The sequence below is a fragment of the Glycomyces sp. MUSA5-2 genome (assembly GCF_037034145.1).
Taxonomy (GTDB): Bacteria; Actinomycetota; Actinomycetes; order Mycobacteriales; family Micromonosporaceae; genus Glycomyces; species Glycomyces artemisiae.
Genome location: NZ_JBAGKG010000002.1, coordinates 897,232 through 913,804, shown reverse-complemented (window position 1 = coordinate 913,804; position 16,573 = coordinate 897,232). Strand labels below are relative to the sequence as shown.

Here is a 16,573-nt window from a genome sequence, read left to right as displayed (position 1 = left end):
GCAAAACACCCGAAGCCAGTTAGTTTTGTGTGGCAACTAACTGACCCCTTGATGCGCGGAGGACCCATGGACTGGCCCCGAGGACTCGACGGCCTGAGCTACGGCGGCGACTACAACCCCGAGCAGTGGCCCGAGGAGGTCTGGGACGACGACGTCCTCCTCATGCGCGAAGCCGGGGTCAACCTCGTCACCGTCGGCGTGTTCTCCTGGGCGCGACTGGAACCGCGCGAAGGCGAGTACGACTTCACTTGGCTCGACACCGTCCTCGACAAGCTTCACGCCGGCGGCGTCCGCGTCAACCTCGCCACCCCGACCGCCTCCCCGCCGCCGTGGTTCACCCTCGCGCACCCCGACGCCCTGAACACGCGCCCCGACGGGGTCCGGCAGGTCCACGGCTCGCGCGACACGTACGACGTCTGCGCGCCCGCGTACCGGGAGGCGTCCCGGCGCATCGCCGCCGCCCTCGCCGAGCGGTACGCCGAGCACCCCGCGCTCGCGATGTGGCACGTCCACAACGAGTACGGGTCCGCGTCGTTCTCCGAGCACGCCGAGCGGGCCTTCCGCGAATGGCTCGAAGCGAAGTACGGGACGCTCGACGCGCTCAACGCCGCCTGGTGGGGCTCGTTCTGGAGCCAGCACTACGGGGAGTGGGACCAGATCCTCGCCCCGCGCGCCACCCAGTACCTCGCCAACCCCGCCCACGAGCTCGACTTCAAGCGGTTCACCTCCGACGCGATGCTGAAGCACTACAAGGAGCAGCGCGACCTCCTGCGCGAAGCGAACCCCGAAGTCCCGATCACCACGAACTTCGTGTTCGGCCAATGGGTCCCGGTCGACCCGTGGAAGTGGGCGGAGGAGGTCGACCTCGTCGCGTTCGACTCCTACCCGTCCCACCCCGACGAGCGCGCCGAGCAGCAGAGCGCCCTCCACGCCGACCTGTCCCGGTCGTGGGCCGGGGGCGGCGACTGGCTCCTCATGGAGCAGGCCGCGGCCACCGTGCACTCCAAGGACGGCAGCGTCGCCAAGTCCCCCGGGCGCATGGCCCGCCACTCGATGATCCACATCAGCCGCGGCTCCAAGGGCGCCCTGTTCTTCCAGTGGCGGGCCGGGCGCGGCGGCGCCGAGCAGTGGCACTCCGCGCTCGTCCCCCACGCGGGCAAGAACACCCGCATGTTCCGCGAAGTGGTCGACTTCGGGAACACGCTGCCGGGCATCGCCCACACCGTCGACGCGCCCGTCGAAGCCACTGTGGCGATCCTGTGGAGCACCGAGTCCTGGTGGGCCACGGCCCGGCCGCACCTGCCCGCGCCCGTCGACTACCTGGAGAACGTCGCCCAGATCCACCGCGTCCTGCGCGACCGGGGCGTCGTGGTCGACTTCGCGTCTCCCGAAGGGGACCTGTCGAAGTACTCGACGGTGATCGCGCCGACCACATACGTCCTCTCCAAGGCCGCGGCCGAGAACCTCCGCTGGTTCACCGCCGGGGGCGGGCGACTCGTCGCGTCCTACCTCACCGGCGCCGTCGATGAGCACTGCCAGGTGTGGCTCGACGGGTACCTGGGCGGGCTCACCGACCTGTTCGGCATCCGCGTCACCGAGCACCTCCCCCAGCCCGCCGGGGAGCGGCGCGCCCTGTGGAACTTCGGCGCCGCCGAGCGGTTCTGCGAGCTCGTGGAGCTGCGTGGCGCCCAGTGCGTCACCCAGTACGCCACCGGCGAGCTCATCGAGGGCCAGCCCGCCGTCACCGTCAATCCGTTCGGCGAGGGCGAGGCCTGGTACGTCTCGTGCAAGCTCGCCGACGACGCCTGGGACCGCCTCTTCGAGGAGCTCGAACTCGCCGGGCCCGGCGGGCGCGGCGTCGACGTCGTCGACCGCGGCGAGTGGCGGTTCATCGTCAACCACACCGAGAGCGAAGCGCAGGTCGGGCACGTCATCGTCCCGGCCGGATCGTGGGCGGTCGACAAGAAGCCCCAATAGGCCCGTTTCGGCCCGCCTCCGCGGAGGCGGGCCATACGCTCGGAACCATGGGCGACGAACGGCCGAGCGCTGCGAGCATGGGCAAAAGGGAGCTGTACACGCTCTTCGGCGCGCTCATGCTCACGATGCTCCTCGCGTCGCTCGACCAGACCATCGTCGGCACCGCGCTCCCCACGATCGTCGGCGACCTCGACGGCATGGGCGACTACACGTGGGTCGTCACCGCGTACCTGATCGCGACCACCGCTTCGACGCCGCTGTACGGGAAGCTCTCGGACCTGTACGGGCGGCGGCCGGTCATCCTCGTCGCCATCGTCATCTTCCTCACCGCGTCGGCGCTCGCGGGCCTGTCGCAGAACATGCTCCAGCTCATCGTCTTCCGCGGCCTCCAGGGCCTCGGCGGCGGCGGGCTCATCTCCCTCGCGTTCACCGTCGTCTCCGACGTCGTCTCCCCGCGCGAGAGGGGCAAGTACCAGGGGTTCTTCGGCGCGGTCTTCGGGATCTCCTCGGTCGCCGGGCCCGTGCTCGGCGGCTGGCTCTCCGAAGTGGACTGGCGCTGGATCTTCTACATCAACCTGCCGCTCGGCCTCGCCGCGATGATCGCCGTCGACCAGGTGCTGCGCCGCCACAGCTTCCCGACCCGGCCGCGGCGCATCGACTACCTCGGCGCGGCGTGCCTCGTCCCGGCCGTGGTGTGCCTGCTCCTGGCCGTGACGTGGGGAGGGAACGACTACGCGTGGAACTCGGGCGTCATCATCGGGCTGTTCGCGGTGTCGGCGATCCTCACGGTGGTGTTCGTGGTGGTCGAGACCCGCGCGGAGGAGCCGATCCTGCCGCTGCGGATGTTCCGGCAGGGCACGTTCGCGCTCGCCAGCGTCATCGCGCTCGTCTTCGGCGTCGGCATGTTCTCGGGGATCGTGTACATCCCGCTGTTCTTCCAGATGGTCCGCGGCTACTCCCCGACCGCGTCGGGCCTGCTCATGATCCCGATGATGGCCGGGATGGTCCTCACCTCGGTGTCCTCGGGGTTCGTGATCTCCCGGATCGGGCGCTACAAGTGGTTCCTCGTCGCCGGGTCGGTCGTCATCACGACCGGGCTCGGGCTGTTCACGCAGCTCCACGTCGAGACGCCGCTGTGGCTCTCCGGCCTGTACCTGCTGGTCCTCGGCATCGGCATGGGCATGTTCATGCAGCCCTTGGTGCTCGCGATGCAGAACATCGTGCGGATCGAGGACCTCGGCGCGGGCACGAGCACCAACAACTTCGCCCGCTCGCTCGGCGGCGCGGTCGGCACGGCCGTGCTCGGCGCCGTCATGACCTCGAAACTGAACGACGAGCTCGCCGCGAACCTGCCCGGCGCCCTCGCGGAGCTGACGCCGCAGGAGGCCGCCGGGTTCGGGAAGACAGACCTGTCGGCGGTCATGGAGTCCCCCACGGTGGTCGCGAACCTGCCCGAGCCGGTGCGGCTCGTCGTGCGGCAGGCGTTCACCGACGGCCTGGACCTGGTGTTCGTCGTGGCGGCCGCCATCGCCGCCGTCACGATCGTCCTCACGTTGTTCCTGCCGAACCTGACGCTCCGCGGCGCGAAGCCGCCCATGGACGACGACGCGAAGGCGTGCGAGGTGCGCGCCGAGACCGCCCCCTGACACCCCGCCTGGATGTCCCTACCGGACGAATTGAGGAGGAGACACGCATGGAAGTCCTGATCGTGGGCTCGGGCAACATGGCGCGCGGCATCGGGCTGCGCCTCGTGCGCGGCGGGCACCGCGTCCGCATCGCCGACCGCGAACCCGACAAGGCCGCCGACCTGGCCGCCGAACTCGGCGACAGCGCCGCGGGCGAGCCGCTGAACAACGCCGCCGGAGCCGAGGTCGTCGTGCTGGCGACCCCGTACGAGGGCAGCAAGGAGGTCGCCTCGATGTGGGCGGCGGACCTCGCCGGGAAGACCGTCATCGACATCTGCAACCCGGTCGACTTCAGCACCTTCGACGGGCTCGTCACGCCCGAGGGGAAGTCCGCGGCCGAGGAGATCGCCGCGGCCGCGCCCGGCGCGCGGGTCGTCAAGGCGTTCAACACGACGTTCGCGTCGCGCCTCGCCGAGACCGTCCCGCTCGACGTCTTCATCGCGGCCGACGACCCGGACGCCAAGAAGACCGTCACCGGCCTGTGCCTCGACGCCGACCTGCGCCCGATCGACGTCGGCGGCCTCAAGCACGCCCGCGCGCTCGAAGCGTTCCAACTGCTGCACATGAAGGTCCAGGACCAGATCCAAGGCGGCTGGTCCACATCCCTCACCTTCGCCGCGGCCTGACCGCATGGCGCGAAGGCCGCCCCGGCGTCGCCGGGGCGGCCTTCGCGCGCCGGGGCACAATGGTGCGATGCATCGGCGATCAGGAGCGTGAGCCGGTGCTGGTACGCCTGGAAGCGTCCCCGTAGAACATCGCTTGGAGGTCCGGGTCGACGTCGAACACGGACTCGTCGTATTCGACCTGCCCCTTCAAGCAGCCGAAGGTCACCGGTCCGCTGCGGTGCGGAACGAGGTCGACAACCGGCCTCCCCGCTTCCGCGATGACGATGCGCTCGCCCCGAGCAGCCCGCTCGACCAGCGCGGACAGCTGGCTCCTGGCCGCGTGGAGGTTCACGACATACGCCATCTGCCGAGAGTATCGGACCAGGCAGATATCGCTGAGCCTCCGAAGGCGAGTCCGCCGGTCGCGGCGCGAGTGCGCCGCGACCGGCGGGGTTCAGAGGATGGTGGTCACTCCGCCGTCGACGGCGAGGGTCTGGCCGGTGATGAAGGAGGCGGCGTCGCTGGCGAGGAAGACCACGGCGCCTGCGATCTCGGGCGGGCGGCCCCAGCGGCCGAGGGCGGAGCGGGTGCGGATCCAGTTGTCCCACTTGGGGTCGGCGACGAGGGCGGCGTTGACCTCGGTGGCGAAGGGGCCGGGGGCCACGGCGTTGACGGTGGTGCCGGTGGGGCCGAGGTCGGCGGCGAGGGCCCTGGTGAGGCCGTCGAGGCCGGCTTTGGCGGTGGCGTAGGAGACGTCGCCGACGCGGCCGAGCTGGCCTATCACCGAGGAGACGTTGATGATGCGGCCGGGCCTGCCGCGCTCGGCGAAGCCCGCGGCAACGCGCTGGGCGAGGGCGTAAGCGGAGACGAGGTGGACGTCGATCATGCGGGCGAGCTCGGTCGGGGTCACCTCGTCGAGGCCGCGGCGGTCGCGATGGCCGACGTTGTTGACGAGGACGTCGACCGGGCCGAGGCGGTCGAGCGCGCGCCCGGCGGCCTCCTGGTCGGTCACGTCGAAGGCGGCGGCGACGACGTCGAGCCCTTCGTCGCGCAGGCCCGCGGCGACCGGTTCGACCGTGTCCGGGTCGCGGCCGTTGACCGCCACCCGCGCGCCCGCGGCCGCGAGGCTGCGGGCCATCTCGAACCCGAGCCCTCGAACAGAACCGGTCACCAGGGCGCTGCGCCCCGAGAGTGAGAAATCCGTGGGGTCGACCATCGCATCGCTCCTTGCTGAAACAGTCGTTTCAGTAAGGCTAGCGCGGCGGGATCAGGGGTGCGCCAGTCGGGGCTTCCTTGTGGCCCTTGAGCAGCCAGATGCCGTAGGCGAGGAGGGTGAGCGTGATGACGATGTGCATGGCGAAGGGGACAGGCTCGGTGGTCAGGATCTGGGTGAAGTCGCTGGCGGCGTGGACGAGGATGAGCGGGAGGACCCACGCGAAGCGGAACTGGAAGGCGCCCAGGGAGAAGCCGTAGACGCTGGTGAGGACCAGGATGGTGAGGAGGTCCTCGGTGGAGGGGCTGCCGGTCGCCAGGAGCGAGAGGTGCTGGAGGCCGAACATGACCCCGGCGATGACGACGGCCCAGGTCGAGGAGAAGGCCGTGCGGAGGGTCTGGAGGACCGCGACGCGGGAGGTCAGCTCCTCGTTGACGCCGACGAGGAGGAGCGTCAGGGCCCAGAGGCCGATCCCCGGGGCTTGCGAGGCGAACCCGCCGGGGTAGGCGAGCCAGACCAGAGCCTCGATCACGAAGGGCAGCAGGAGGAGCGGCGCCTTCCCGGACTTCCAGAGCACGAACAGGCCGGAGTGACGCCAGAGCCGCAGCCAGGTGACCACCCCGATGGCGAAGGCCGCGCAGACGGCGTTCGCGAACAGGCCCTGGTACCAGCCGTGAATACCCAGGTCGGGGGCGATTTCGAGGGCGCCGATGATGAGGCCGAAGCGGACGAGTTGGATCGCGGTCGCAAGGAGGATCGCGCGGGCGGGCGAGGTGCGCAAGGCGGCGTCCTTCGTGGAGGGGGACGGGACGCCTCAGTGTAGGTCGGCGCCGCCCGGGACGACGCGGATGCGGAAGGCTATGGCGCGGTAGGCGGTCTCGGTGAGGAGGGACTGCTTGGGTTCGGCGATGTCGCCGAAGTGGGCCGCCGGTTTGAGGTGGGCCAGGCGGGGGTCGTCGAGGATGCCGTCCACGACGCCGCCGGTGACGAGGAAGTCGAAGCGGGCGTTGCCGAGGACGGCGAAGACGGCGTCCCTCGCGCGCTTCTCGGCGGCCTGGGCCTGGCCTTCGCGGCGGCGCGCGAAGCGCTGCTGGGACTGGCCGCCCGCCTTGGTCTTGCCCTGGACGTATGCTGTGTCGGTCTTGGAGACCTTCACGCGGCCGTCTTCGAGAACGCCGACTGAATACGCGCCCTTGCGGGCGAGGAGCACGGCGATGCGCCGCGGTTCGAGGGCGTAGACGCTCAGACGTTCGGCGGCCGTGAGCGGGTCGTCGTCGAGGAGCCACCCGGCGGGGAGACCGTCGGCCAGTGCCCATTGGACACCGGCCGACGTTCCCTCGTTCGATTCGATCGTCCAGGCGTTGCCTTCGGCGTGGTGGGCGGCGATGCCGCCGTTCCTCGCGGCGAAGTTCTCGACCCAGCGCCTGAGGCGCTCGGGCTCGATCTCGACGATCCGGCCCCCGCCGGGGGCCGGGCGGGCTCTAGACGTTGAAGCCAAGTGCCCGGAGCTGGTCGCGGCCGTCGTCGGTGATCTTGTCCGGGCCCCACGGCGGGATCCACACCCAGTTGATCCGCAGGTCGGAGACGATGCCGCCGTCGGCGCCGGAGCACAGGGCGGAGCGGGACTGGTCCTCGATGACGTCGGTCAGCGGGCAGGCGGCCGAGGTCAGGGTCATGTCGAGGGTCGCCACGTTCGACTCGTCCACGTGCACGCCGTAGATGAGGCCGAGGTCGACGACGTTGATGCCCAGCTCGGGGTCGACGACGTCCTTCATCGCTTCGAGGATGTCGTCCTCTTTGGCCTTCACGGTGTTGTCGGTCATGCGTCGGTCCTTCCCGGGATCGAGGCTTCGGCGCGGACCAGGGCGTCCTTGAACGCCATCCAGCCCAGGAGCGCGCATTTGACGCGCATCGGGTACTTCGAGACGCCTGCGAACGCGACGGCGTCCTCCAGGGTCTCCTCGTCGCCCTCGCCCTGGCCCTTGGAGTTCATGAGCTCGGTGAACTCGGCCAGGCGGGCCAGCGCGTCGTCGACGGTGGCGCCGCTGACGAGCTCGTAGAGCACGGAGGCGGAGGCCTTGGAGATGGAGCAGCCGACGTTCTCGTAGGAGACGTCCCCGATCTTGTCGCCGTCCACGTGGACCCGGAGGGTGATCTCGTCGCCGCAGGTCGGGTTGACCTGGTGGGACTCGCCCTCGTAGGGTTCGCGCAGGCCGGCGCCGCGCGGGTGCTTGTAGTGGTCCAGGATGACTTCCTGGTACAGCTCGTCGAGATTCATCAGGTGAACACCTTTCGCACCTTGCCCAACGCGTCCACGAGCCGGTCTATTTCCTCGTGCGTGTTGTACACGTACGCGGAGGCGCGGGTGGTGGCGTTGACGCCGAAGCGGTCGCAGGTGGGCTTGGCGCAGTGGTGGCCGACGCGGACGGCGACGGCCTCGGCGTCGAGGACCTGGCCGACGTCGTGCGGGTGGACGCCTTCGAGCGTGAAGGAGACGGTGGCGGAGCGGCCGATCGGGACGCGGGGCCCGATGATCGCGAGGCCGTCGACGGTCTCCAGGCGTTCGAGCATGTACCCGGCGAGTTCCTTCTCGTGGGCGCGCACGTTCTCCATGCCGAGCGCGTCGAGGTAGTCGACGGCGGCGGCGAGGCCGACGGCTTCGGCGATCGGCGGCGTGCCCGCTTCGAACTTGGCGGGCGCGTCGGCGAAGGTCGTCTGCTCCATGGTGACGGTCTTGATCATGGAGCCGCCCGTGAGGAACGGCGGCATGGCGTCGAGGAGGTCCGCTTTCGCCCAGAGGACGCCGATGCCGGTGGGTCCGAGCATCTTGTGTCCGGTGAAGGCGATGAAGTCGACGCCGAGTTCGGCCACGTTCACCGGGAGGTGCGGGACGGACTGGGAGGCGTCGAGGCCGACCAGGGCACCGACCTCGCGGGCGCGGGCGGTGATCTGCGAGGTCGGGTTGACGGTGCCGAGCAGGTTCGCGACGTGGGTGAACGACACGAGTTTCGTGCGTTCGGTGATGACGTCGGGGACCGATTCGAGGTCGAGGCGGCCGTGGTCGGTGATGCCGATCCACTTGAGCGTCGCGCCGGTGCGCTGGGCGAGCTGCTGCCACGGGATCAGGTTCGCGTGGTGCTCCATCTCGGTCACGACGATCTCGTCGCCGGGGGCGAGGCGGAGCCTCGGGTCGGCGTGCGGGTCGAGCGTGGCGTTCTGGAACGCGTACGCGAGCAGGTTGATCGCTTCGGTGGAGTTCTTGGTGAACACGACCTCGTCGGCGCTGGGCGCGCCGATGAAGGCGGCAACGCGGGCGCGGGCGCCCTCGTACGCCTCGGTCGCCTCGGCGCCGAGGGTGTGCACGGACCGCGAGATGTTCGCGTTCGAGTGCTCGGTGAACCGGCGCATGGCGTCGACGACCTGGACGGGTTTCTGCGAGGTCGCAGCGGAGTCCAGGTAGGCCAGGGTCCGGTCCCCGATGGTGCGCTTGAGGATCGGGAAGTCGGCCCGGATGGCCTCGACGTCGAGCTTGGTGACAGCCTCCACGGGCTCCTCCTGGTCTAGGCGGCCTTCGAGCCGACGTAGGACTCGTAGCCTTCGGCTTCGAGCTTCTCGGCGAGTTCGGGGCCGCCTTCTTCGGCGATCCGGCCGTCGACGAAGACGTGCACGAAGTCGGGCTTCACGTACCGCAGGATGCGGGTGTAGTGGGTGATGAGGAGGACGCCGGAGTCGGTGGTCTCCTTGGCGTGGTTGATGCCTTCGGAGACGACGCGGAGGGCGTCGACGTCGAGGCCGGAGTCGGTCTCGTCGAGGATCGCGAACTTGGGCTTGAGGAGCTCCATCTGGACGATCTCGTGGCGCTTCTTCTCGCCGCCGGAGAAGCCCTCGTTGACGTTGCGGTTGATGAACGCCTCGTCCATCTTCAGCTCGGCCATGGCGCCCTTGAGGTCCTTCATCCAGGTGCGGAGCTTGGGGGCCTCGCCGTCGACGGCGGTCTTGGCGGTGCGCAGGAAGTTGGAGACGCTGACGCCGGGGACCTCGACCGGGTACTGCATGGCGAGGAAGAGGCCGGCGCGGGCGCGCTCGTCGACGGTCATGGCGAGGACGTCGTCGCCGTCGAGGAGGACCGTGCCGCCGGTGATCTCGTACTTCGGGTGCCCGGCCAGCGAGTAGGCCAGGGTGGACTTGCCGGACCCGTTGGGGCCCATGATGGCGTGGGTCTCCCCGGAGTTGATGGTCAGGTCGACGCCGTGCAGGATCGGCTTGGCGCCCTCGTCGGTGTTGACCGAGACGTGCAGGTCGCGGATCTCAAGCTTGCTCATCGGTACTGGTTTCCTCTAGGCGGTTTCGCTGGTGGTCTTGGGCTTCAGGCTGAGGTAGACGTCGCCGTCGCGCAGCTCGACCGGGTAGGTCGGGACGGGCGTGGTGGCGGGCGGCCCGGACGGCTTGCCGGTGCGCAGGTCGAACATGGACCCGTGCAGCCAGCATTCGATCGAGCAGTCGTCGATGTCGCCTTCGGAGAGCGCCACGGCGGCGTGGGAGCACTCGTCGTAGAGGGCGAACACCTCGTCTGATTTGCGCACGAGCACGATCGACGTGCCGTGGATGTCGGCCGCGACGGGCTCGGACTCCGGCAGGTCGTCGAGCGCGCACACGCGCAGGAAGTCGGCGTCCGTCATGCCGCCGCCGCTCCGGCGTCGAGGCGGGCGACGACGAGTTCGGTGAGCTCCTCGCGGAGGGCCTCGTCGGGGACCTTCGCGACGATCTCGTTGAAGAAGCCCTTGACGACGAGGCGGCGGGCCTCGGCCTCGGGGATGCCGCGGGACTGGAGGTAGAACAGGTGCTCCTCGTCGAAGCGGCCGGTGGTGGACGCGTGGCCGGCGCCGGCGATCTCGCCGGTCTCGATCTCCAGGTTGGGGACCGAGACGGCGCGGGCGCCGTCGGAGAGGACGAGGTTGCGGTTGATCTCGTACGTGTCGGTGCCGGTGGCGGCGTCCTGGATGAGGATGTCGCCGACCCAGACGGTGCGCGCGGTGTCGCCCTGGAGGGCGCCGCGGTAGTTCACGTTCGAGCGGCAGTCGGGGACGGAGTGGTCCACGAGCTGGCGCTGCTCCAGGTGCTGGCCGGTGTCGGCGAAGTACAGGCCGTACGCGTCGACGGAGCCGCCGCGGCCCGCGTAGTCGACGGACAGGTACTGGCGGACCAGGTCACCGCCGAGCGTGACGGCGATGTGGTCGAGCTTCGCGTCGGTGCCGAGGCGGGCCTTCTGGTGCTCGACGTGGGTGGACTCGCGGTCCCATTCGGCGAGGACGACGAGGCGCAGGTGCGCGCCGTCGCCGACGGAGACCTCGACGTTGTCGCCGAGGCGGGCGGCGCCGGTGTGGCGCACGATCAGGGTCGCGTCGGCGTGGTGCCCGATCTCGATGTACGTGTGGGCCCAGGTGGCGCCGTCGAGGCCGCCGCCGGTGACGTCGATCCAGACGGGCTCGGACACGGCGGTCTCGGGCGCGACGGACACGAGGAGGGCCTTCTCGGTCTTGGCCCAGGCGACCGCGCTGGGGCGGTCGAACGGGGTCAGGATCGAGCCGAGCCGCTGGTCGTCCTTGCCGACGGCCTGGGCGGTGACCCCTTCGGGCAGGCTGCGCACGGCGTACTCGGCGGCCTTCGCCGCCGGGGCGGTGCCGGTGTCGTCGAGCCCGGCGAGGCGCTTGACGGGCGTGTAGCGCCAGTCCTCCTCGCGGCCGTTCAGCGCCGGGAACTCGTCCGGCTCGAACGAGCGCAGGAGCTGCGACTTCGTCTTCGGGGGCACCTCGCCGAGGCCGTGGGTGTGCGGCTTCGGGGCCACTTCAATGCTCATAGAAAACTCTGGTTCCTAGTCTCCGTGCCGGGTCGCTTAACCGACCGCGCCTTCCATCTGCAGCTCGATCAGGCGGTTCAGTTCGAGGGCGTACTCCATCGGCAGCTCCTTGGCGATCGGCTCGATGAAGCCGCGCACGATCATGGCGGCCGCCTCGTCCTCGGTGAGCCCGCGGCTCATGAGGTAGAACATCTGGTCCTCGCCGATCTTGGAGACCGTCGCCTCGTGGCCCATGTCGACGTCGTCCTCGCGGATGTCGACGTACGGGTACGTGTCGGAGCGGGAGATGGTGTCGACCAGGAGCGCGTCGCACTTGACGGTGGACTTCGCGTGGTGGGAGCCCTCGTCGACCTGGACCAGGCCGCGGTAGGAGGTGCGCCCGCCGCCGCGGGAGATCGACTTCGACACGATGGTCGAGGAGGTGTGCGGCGCGGCGTGCGTCATCTTCGCGCCGGTGTCCTGGTGCTGGCCCTCGCCGGCCATGGCGACCGACAGGACCTCGCCCTTGGCGTGCTCGCCGACCATGACCACGGCCGGGTACTTCATGGTGACCTTCGAGCCGAGGTTGCCGTCGACCCACTCCATGGTGGCGCCCTGCTCGGCGACCGCGCGCTTGGTGACCAGGTTGTACACGTTCGAGGACCAGTTCTGGATCGTCGTGTAGCGGACGCGGGCGTCCTTCTTCACGATGATCTCCACGACCGCGGAGTGCAGCGAGTCGGAGGAGTACACCGGGGCGGTGCAGCCCTCGATGTAGTGCACGAACGAGCCCTCGTCGGCGATGATGAGCGTGCGCTCGAACTGGCCCATGTTCTCGGTGTTGATCCGGAAGTAGGCCTGGAGCGGGATCTCGACGTGGACGCCCTTGGGGACGTAGATGAACGAGCCGCCCGACCAGGTCGCGGTGTTGAGCGCGGCGAACTTGTTGTCGCCCACCGGGATCACGGAGCCGAAGTACTCCTTGAAGATCTCCGGGTGCTCGCGCAGGCCCGTGTCGGTGTCCATGAAGACGACGCCCTGCTGCTCCAGGTCCTCGCGGATGGAGTGGTAGAGCACCGTGGACTCGTACTGGGCGGCGACGCCGGAGACGAGCTGCTGGCGCTCGGCCTCGGGGATGCCCAGCTTGTCGTAGGTCTTCTTGATGTCCTCGGGCAGGTCCTCCCAGGACTCGGCCTGCTTCTCGGACGCCTCGACGTAGTACTTGATGTTGTCGAAGTCGATGCCCGAGAGGTCGGCGCCCCAGTTCGGCATGGGCTTGCGGCCGAACAGCTTGAGGCCCTTGAGGCGCAGGTCGAGCATCCATTCGGGCTCGTTCTTGCGCGCGGAGATGTCGCGGACGACCTCCTCGGTCAGGCCGCGGCGCGCGTTCGCCCCGGCGACGTCCGAGTCGGCCCAGCCGTACTCGTACCGCTCCAGGGAGGCGAGCGCCTCCTCCTGGCTCAGGGGTTCGCTCTTCTGCGTGTCGGTCATCTGAAGTCTCACCTTCGACCTGTCGGGTTGTCGGTCTGGGCACGCTCCGGGGCGGGCAGCGGAACGGGTCCGCGTCCTCCGGCGCCGTGCGCGGCCCTGGGGCCGCTCTTGCCGGGCACGTGGGTGGTGCACACCCCGTCCCCGTTGGCGATCGTCGCCAGCCGCTGGACGTGGACGCCCAGCAGGCGGCTCATCACCCGCGTCTCCGCCTCGCACAGCTGCGGGAACTCCGCGGCCACGCCCGCCACCGGGCAGTGGTGCTGGCAGATCTGCCCGCCCGAGGCGATGACCGACGCCGTGGCGGCGTAGCCCTCGCTCGACATGGCGGTGGCCAGCGCCTGCGCGCGGGCCATCGGGTCGTCCGAGTCGACCGCGTCCATGGCGGCCCGGCAGCGGGCCTCCAGGCGCGCGACCTGCTCGGCGGCGAAGCCGCTGACGGCGCCTTCGCCTTCGAAGCGGCGGATCCACCGGAGCGCCTCCATCGCGAGGTCGTCGTAGGTGTGGCCGAAGGAGGTGCGGGCGGCGGGCGTGAGCTGGTAGCTCCTGGCGGGCCGTCCGCGTCCGGCGGTCTTGACCACGCGGGTCTCGACCTGGCCTTCGGCCTCCATCGCGTCGAGATGGCGGCGGGTGGCGGTGGCGGTGATGCCGAGGTCCCGCGCGAGGTCGGCGGCCGTGGCGTGGCCGCGTTCGAGCAGGAGGCGGGTCACTCGGCGGCGGGTGTCCCCGTCCGTCGAGTGGCTGGTCGCCCTCGTCACCATTTCCACAAGATAAATGTTACTTAATTCGCCGGGAACCGTCGAGACGGCCGATCGTGAGACGGGGCACGCAGGGTTGCCTAACCTCACACCGGGGACGGACGGCGCGGCCCACACCGGGAGACCCGGACGGCGTGCGCGCGAGCGCTGCGGGTTAGGTTCGCCGGGTGAACCTGTTGCAGCGGTGGTTCAGCAAGCCGGGCGCGGTGCGCCGGTGGGCGCTGGCCAGTGTGATCGCGAATGTCGGCATCATCGTGACCGGCGGCGCGGTGCGCCTGACCGAGTCGGGCCTGGGCTGCCCGGAGTGGCCCAAGTGCACCGAGGACTCGCTCGTGGCGACCCCCGAGATGGGGATCTACGGCGCGATCGAGTTCGGGAACCGGGTCCTGACGTGGGTGCTCGTGGCGATCGCGGTGGCCGCGCTGCTCGCGGCGTGGCTGCGGGTGCCGCGGCGGTCGTCGCTGGTGAAGCTGGCGTTCGGGGCGTGCCTGTACGTGCCGGTGCAGGCGGTCATCGGCGGGATCACCGTGTGGACGGGCCTGAACCCGTGGGTCGTGGGCCTGCACTTCCTGGCGTCGATCCCGCTCGTGGCGCTCTCGTTCGCGCTGTACGTGCGCTCGGGCGAACCGGACGGCGAGATCATTCCGCTGGTCCCCCGCCCCGTGGTGCTGCTGGGCCGCGGCCTGGTCGGCGTGGCGGCCGCAGTGATCGTGCTCGGCGCGATCGTGACCGGCTCGGGCCCGCACGCGGGCGACGCCGACACGCCGCGCAACGGCCTCGACCCGGCGCTGATGTCGCAGTTCCACGCGGACCTGGTGTGGCTGCTGGTCGGCCTCACGGTGGCGCTCATCGCGGCGCTGCACGCCGTGAAGGCCCCGCAGCACACGGTCCGCACGGCCTACGCGCTCCTCGCGATCGAGCTCCTCCAGGGCGTCATCGGCTACACGCAGTACTACCTGGACCTGCCGGTCCTGCTCGTGGGCCTGCACATGCTCGGCGCGGGCGTCCTCTGGGTGGCCGCGGTCGCGGTCCCCTTCAGCCTCCGCAAACGCGCCCCCCACGCCGACGCGGTCCCGCTCCACTACGAGATCCACGGCGAGCGCGAAGGCGACGTCATCCTCGAACGCGACACCGAACCCGCCGCGACAAGCTAGACGCGACACGCCTTCAAATGCACGGAAACGCGCCTCACCTCTGATATCATGATGATGTCCAACCCCGATGGATATTATGTGAGGTGCTAATGTCGCTGACGCAAGTCGACATCAACGACGAAGCGCTGGCCGAGGCCATGCAGCTGATGGGCACGAAGACCAAGAAGGAGACCATCAACCGCGCGCTTGAGGAATACGTCGTGCGACTGAAGCGGATCAAGGCTTCGGAAGAACTGATCGAGCTGGCCGCCGAGGGATACTTCGACACGGCCGAACGGGCCCACTGGGCGGCGAAAGAAGCAAGGAAGGCGGCGTTCGAGCCGGTAGAAGCTGAGAGCGAGGCGACGGTCTAGCCCGCGATGAGCTACCTGATCGACGCCTCCGCGTACTGGTTCCTCTACAAGAACCCCCCGATCTTCGAGCGGTGGGCAAACGTGATCCATACGGGCCTCGTCCGCACCTGCGAGCCGACCAGAGTGGAGATCCTCTACTCGGCGACAGGGCCGCGAGACCGGGACAAGATGGCCGAGCGCCTGGATGCGCTCTTCCCCCTGACGCCCGTCCCGAAGAAGGCGTGGCCGTGGGTGGAAACGGCGCAGTACACGCTGACGCAGATGGGCCAGCACCGCAGCGCGGGGCCGGTTGACCTGCTCCTCTGCGCCACCGCCGTGCAGCACGGGCTCATGATTCTGCATGTCGACAACGACTTCCGAACCGTTTCCTCAGTGATGACGGAAGTACGCCAGAGAGACGTCCGGAACTGAGATGCACGACGGCCCCGGGCACTCGCCCGGGGCCGTGCGCTTTCCCGAGCGGCGCCCGCGGAAGAGGGCGGTGCGGCGGGGGCGCTTTAGAATTCCGGCGTGACAGAAGCGCTTTCGCGGTACGACCGCGTTCTCGGGTGTCTGGTCGGCGGGGCGGTCGGGGATGCCCTGGGGTATCAGGTGGAGTTCGACGCCTGGCGGTTCATCGAGGAGGAGTTCGGGCCCGGCGGGGTCACCGAGATGCGGTACAACCGGGTCTCGGACGACACGCAGATGACGCTGTTCACCGTCGAGGGGCTGCTGCTGGCGCGGCCGGGCGGTGAGGTCGAGTCGGTGCGGGAGGCGTACCTGCGGTGGCTGGAGACGCAGCGGGAGCCCATGCCGCCCTTGGCGTCCGAGGGCCTCGCGGCGCAGCCGTGGCTGTACGCGCGGCGCGCGCCGGGGAACGCGTGCATCTCCGGGCTCGCCCACGGCGCGAGGCCGGGGGTGAACCCGAACTCGAAGGGCTGCGGCACGGTCATGCGGTCGGCGCCGTTCGGGCTGCGCTTCTCCCCGGCCGAGGCGTACCGGCTCGCCGAGGAGTGCTCGATGCTCACGCACGGGCACCCGACGGCCGGGTCCTCCGCGGGCGCGTTCGCGATGATCACGGCGTATCTGATGAACGGCGAGGCGCCGCAGAAGGCCGTCTCCGAGACGATGCTGCACCTGCGCCGCACCCTCGACCGGTCCGAGACCGCCGACGCGCTCCAGCAGGCGTACGCGCTCGCCGGGACCGTGCCGCCCGGGCCGAACACGTGCGCGCCGCTCGGGGAGGGCTGGGTGGCGGAGGAGGCGCTCGCCATCGCCGTGTACTGCCTGCTCGGGACCGACGAGGTGCGGGACGGGCTCGTCGCGTCGGTGAGCCACGGCGGCGACTCCGACTCGACCGGCGCGATCCTCGGGAACCTGTACGGCGCCGCGTACGGCCATGCTGCCCTGCCGCGGGAATGGGCCTCGCAGGTGGAGGGCCGCGAGGTCATCACGGCGCTCGCGGGGCTGCTCGCCGAGGCGTGAAGCGGAAACGGCTGCGCCGCATCCGAAGCGCCGATGTGCC

General features: G+C 69.9%; 19 protein-coding genes. 7 read left to right on the top strand and 12 right to left on the bottom strand.

Annotation, left to right across the window (positions count from 1 at the left end; translation table 11 throughout):
• Positions 1 to 66 precede the first annotated feature (66 nt).
• The 3 genes from WA640_RS09790 to WA640_RS09780 are packed head-to-tail and all read left to right on the top strand — an operon-like array spanning position 67 to position 4,288.
• Complete coding sequence (locus WA640_RS09790; protein WP_335987449.1) at positions 67 to 1,977, top strand: beta-galactosidase; 1,911 nt, start codon at positions 67 to 69, stop codon at positions 1,975 to 1,977.
• A gap of 47 nt (positions 1,978 to 2,024) precedes the next feature.
• A complete protein-coding gene (locus WA640_RS09785) occupies positions 2,025 to 3,623 on the top strand; it encodes an MDR family MFS transporter (protein WP_335987448.1) in 1,599 nt (532 codons plus the stop codon).
• A gap of 47 nt (positions 3,624 to 3,670) precedes the next feature.
• Positions 3,671 to 4,288, top strand: a complete 618-nt coding sequence (locus WA640_RS09780) for an NADPH-dependent F420 reductase (RefSeq protein ID WP_106364606.1) — start codon at positions 3,671 to 3,673, stop codon at positions 4,286 to 4,288.
• A 79-nt stretch (positions 4,289 to 4,367) separates the two neighbouring features.
• Here WA640_RS09780 and WA640_RS09775 read toward each other — a convergent pair whose 3' ends face one another.
• The 12 genes from WA640_RS09775 to WA640_RS09720 all read right to left on the bottom strand — a co-directional run bounded on the left by WA640_RS09775 (position 4,368) and on the right by WA640_RS09720 (position 13,565).
• Positions 4,368 to 4,631 carry a type II toxin-antitoxin system Phd/YefM family antitoxin gene (locus WA640_RS09775; RefSeq protein WP_335987447.1) on the bottom strand — a complete coding sequence of 88 codons (264 nt, stop codon included), beginning with the start codon at positions 4,629 to 4,631 and terminating at the stop codon, positions 4,368 to 4,370.
• Between the two features lie 90 nt (positions 4,632 to 4,721).
• On the bottom strand, positions 4,722 to 5,483 hold the full coding sequence (locus tag WA640_RS09770) for an SDR family oxidoreductase (RefSeq protein WP_335987446.1): 762 nt from the start codon (positions 5,481 to 5,483) through the stop codon (positions 4,722 to 4,724).
• Between the two features lie 37 nt (positions 5,484 to 5,520).
• On the bottom strand, positions 5,521 to 6,261 hold the full coding sequence (locus tag WA640_RS09765) for a CPBP family intramembrane glutamic endopeptidase (protein WP_335987445.1): 741 nt from the start codon (positions 6,259 to 6,261) through the stop codon (positions 5,521 to 5,523).
• A gap of 33 nt (positions 6,262 to 6,294) precedes the next feature.
• A complete protein-coding gene (locus WA640_RS09760) occupies positions 6,295 to 6,978 on the bottom strand; it encodes an acVLRF1 family peptidyl-tRNA hydrolase (protein WP_335987444.1) in 684 nt (227 codons plus the stop codon).
• Entirely contained in the window at positions 6,962 to 7,303 is a 342-nt protein-coding gene (locus WA640_RS09755) for a metal-sulfur cluster assembly factor (RefSeq protein WP_335987443.1), read from the bottom strand. Before WA640_RS09755 ends, WA640_RS09760 begins: the two co-directional genes overlap by 17 nt.
• Entirely contained in the window at positions 7,300 to 7,758 is a 459-nt protein-coding gene (gene sufU / locus WA640_RS09750; protein WP_106364599.1) for a Fe-S cluster assembly sulfur transfer protein SufU, read from the bottom strand. The genes WA640_RS09755 and sufU overlap by 4 nt, the downstream gene beginning before the upstream one ends.
• Positions 7,758 to 9,026 (bottom strand): cysteine desulfurase, encoded by a 1,269-nt coding sequence (locus tag WA640_RS09745; RefSeq protein ID WP_106364598.1) that lies wholly within the window; start codon positions 9,024 to 9,026, stop codon positions 7,758 to 7,760. Before WA640_RS09745 ends, sufU begins: the two co-directional genes overlap by 1 nt.
• Positions 9,027 to 9,040: 14 nt before the next feature.
• On the bottom strand, positions 9,041 to 9,802 hold the full coding sequence (sufC, locus tag WA640_RS09740) for a Fe-S cluster assembly ATPase SufC (RefSeq protein WP_335987442.1): 762 nt from the start codon (positions 9,800 to 9,802) through the stop codon (positions 9,041 to 9,043).
• Between the two features lie 15 nt (positions 9,803 to 9,817).
• Entirely contained in the window at positions 9,818 to 10,159 is a 342-nt protein-coding gene (locus tag WA640_RS09735) for a non-heme iron oxygenase ferredoxin subunit (protein WP_106364596.1), read from the bottom strand.
• A complete protein-coding gene (gene sufD / locus WA640_RS09730) occupies positions 10,156 to 11,337 on the bottom strand; it encodes a Fe-S cluster assembly protein SufD (RefSeq protein ID WP_106364595.1) in 1,182 nt (393 codons plus the stop codon). Before sufD ends, WA640_RS09735 begins: the two co-directional genes overlap by 4 nt.
• A gap of 36 nt (positions 11,338 to 11,373) precedes the next feature.
• Positions 11,374 to 12,807: a Fe-S cluster assembly protein SufB gene (gene sufB / locus WA640_RS09725; protein WP_106364594.1), complete on the bottom strand. Its 1,434-nt coding sequence runs from the start codon at positions 12,805 to 12,807 to the stop codon at positions 11,374 to 11,376.
• Positions 12,808 to 12,815: 8 nt separating this feature from the next.
• Positions 12,816 to 13,565, bottom strand: a complete 750-nt coding sequence (locus WA640_RS09720) for a helix-turn-helix transcriptional regulator (protein WP_106364593.1) — start codon at positions 13,563 to 13,565, stop codon at positions 12,816 to 12,818.
• Positions 13,566 to 13,729: 164 nt separating this feature from the next.
• Between WA640_RS09720 and WA640_RS09715 the strand changes: the two genes are divergently transcribed.
• The 4 genes from WA640_RS09715 to WA640_RS09700 all read left to right on the top strand — a co-directional run bounded on the left by WA640_RS09715 (position 13,730) and on the right by WA640_RS09700 (position 16,533).
• Positions 13,730 to 14,716, top strand: coding sequence for a COX15/CtaA family protein (locus tag WA640_RS09715; RefSeq protein ID WP_335987441.1), 987 nt, complete (start codon positions 13,730 to 13,732; stop codon positions 14,714 to 14,716).
• An 89-nt stretch (positions 14,717 to 14,805) separates the two neighbouring features.
• The gene (locus tag WA640_RS09710) at positions 14,806 to 15,069 is read left to right on the top strand and encodes a type II toxin-antitoxin system VapB family antitoxin (protein ID WP_335987440.1); all 264 of its coding nucleotides are present in this window, start codon (positions 14,806 to 14,808) and stop codon (positions 15,067 to 15,069) included.
• A 6-nt stretch (positions 15,070 to 15,075) separates the two neighbouring features.
• The gene (locus WA640_RS09705) at positions 15,076 to 15,480 is read left to right on the top strand and encodes a PIN domain nuclease (protein ID WP_335987439.1); all 405 of its coding nucleotides are present in this window, start codon (positions 15,076 to 15,078) and stop codon (positions 15,478 to 15,480) included.
• 99 nt (positions 15,481 to 15,579) lie between these two features.
• The gene (locus WA640_RS09700) at positions 15,580 to 16,533 is read left to right on the top strand and encodes an ADP-ribosylglycohydrolase family protein (protein ID WP_335987438.1); all 954 of its coding nucleotides are present in this window, start codon (positions 15,580 to 15,582) and stop codon (positions 16,531 to 16,533) included.
• Positions 16,534 to 16,573 lie beyond the last annotated feature (40 nt).

Excerpts from the sequence above, each read along its gene's own strand:
- WA640_RS09735 (WP_106364596.1), bottom strand. The coding sequence starts at position 10,159 with ATGACGGACGCCGACTTCCTGCGCGTGTGCGCGCTCGACGACCTGCCG.
- WA640_RS09755 (WP_335987443.1), bottom strand. The coding sequence starts at position 7,303 with ATGACCGACAACACCGTGAAGGCCAAAGAGGACGACATCCTCGAAGCG.
- WA640_RS09780 (WP_106364606.1), top strand. The coding sequence starts at position 3,671 with ATGGAAGTCCTGATCGTGGGCTCGGGCAACATGGCGCGCGGCATCGGG.
- WA640_RS09770 (WP_335987446.1), bottom strand. The coding sequence starts at position 5,483 with ATGGTCGACCCCACGGATTTCTCACTCTCGGGGCGCAGCGCCCTGGTG.
- sufU (WP_106364599.1), bottom strand. The coding sequence starts at position 7,758 with ATGAATCTCGACGAGCTGTACCAGGAAGTCATCCTGGACCACTACAAG.
- WA640_RS09775 (WP_335987447.1), bottom strand. The coding sequence starts at position 4,631 with ATGGCGTATGTCGTGAACCTCCACGCGGCCAGGAGCCAGCTGTCCGCG.
- sufC (WP_335987442.1), bottom strand. The coding sequence starts at position 9,802 with ATGAGCAAGCTTGAGATCCGCGACCTGCACGTCTCGGTCAACACCGAC.
- WA640_RS09790 (WP_335987449.1), top strand. The coding sequence starts at position 67 with ATGGACTGGCCCCGAGGACTCGACGGCCTGAGCTACGGCGGCGACTAC.
- WA640_RS09710 (WP_335987440.1), top strand. The coding sequence starts at position 14,806 with ATGTCGCTGACGCAAGTCGACATCAACGACGAAGCGCTGGCCGAGGCC.
- sufB (WP_106364594.1), bottom strand. The coding sequence starts at position 12,807 with ATGACCGACACGCAGAAGAGCGAACCCCTGAGCCAGGAGGAGGCGCTC.
- WA640_RS09720 (WP_106364593.1), bottom strand. The coding sequence starts at position 13,565 with ATGGTGACGAGGGCGACCAGCCACTCGACGGACGGGGACACCCGCCGC.
- sufD (WP_106364595.1), bottom strand. The coding sequence starts at position 11,337 with ATGAGCATTGAAGTGGCCCCGAAGCCGCACACCCACGGCCTCGGCGAG.
- WA640_RS09705 (WP_335987439.1), top strand. The coding sequence starts at position 15,076 with ATGAGCTACCTGATCGACGCCTCCGCGTACTGGTTCCTCTACAAGAAC.
- WA640_RS09785 (WP_335987448.1), top strand. The coding sequence starts at position 2,025 with ATGGGCGACGAACGGCCGAGCGCTGCGAGCATGGGCAAAAGGGAGCTG.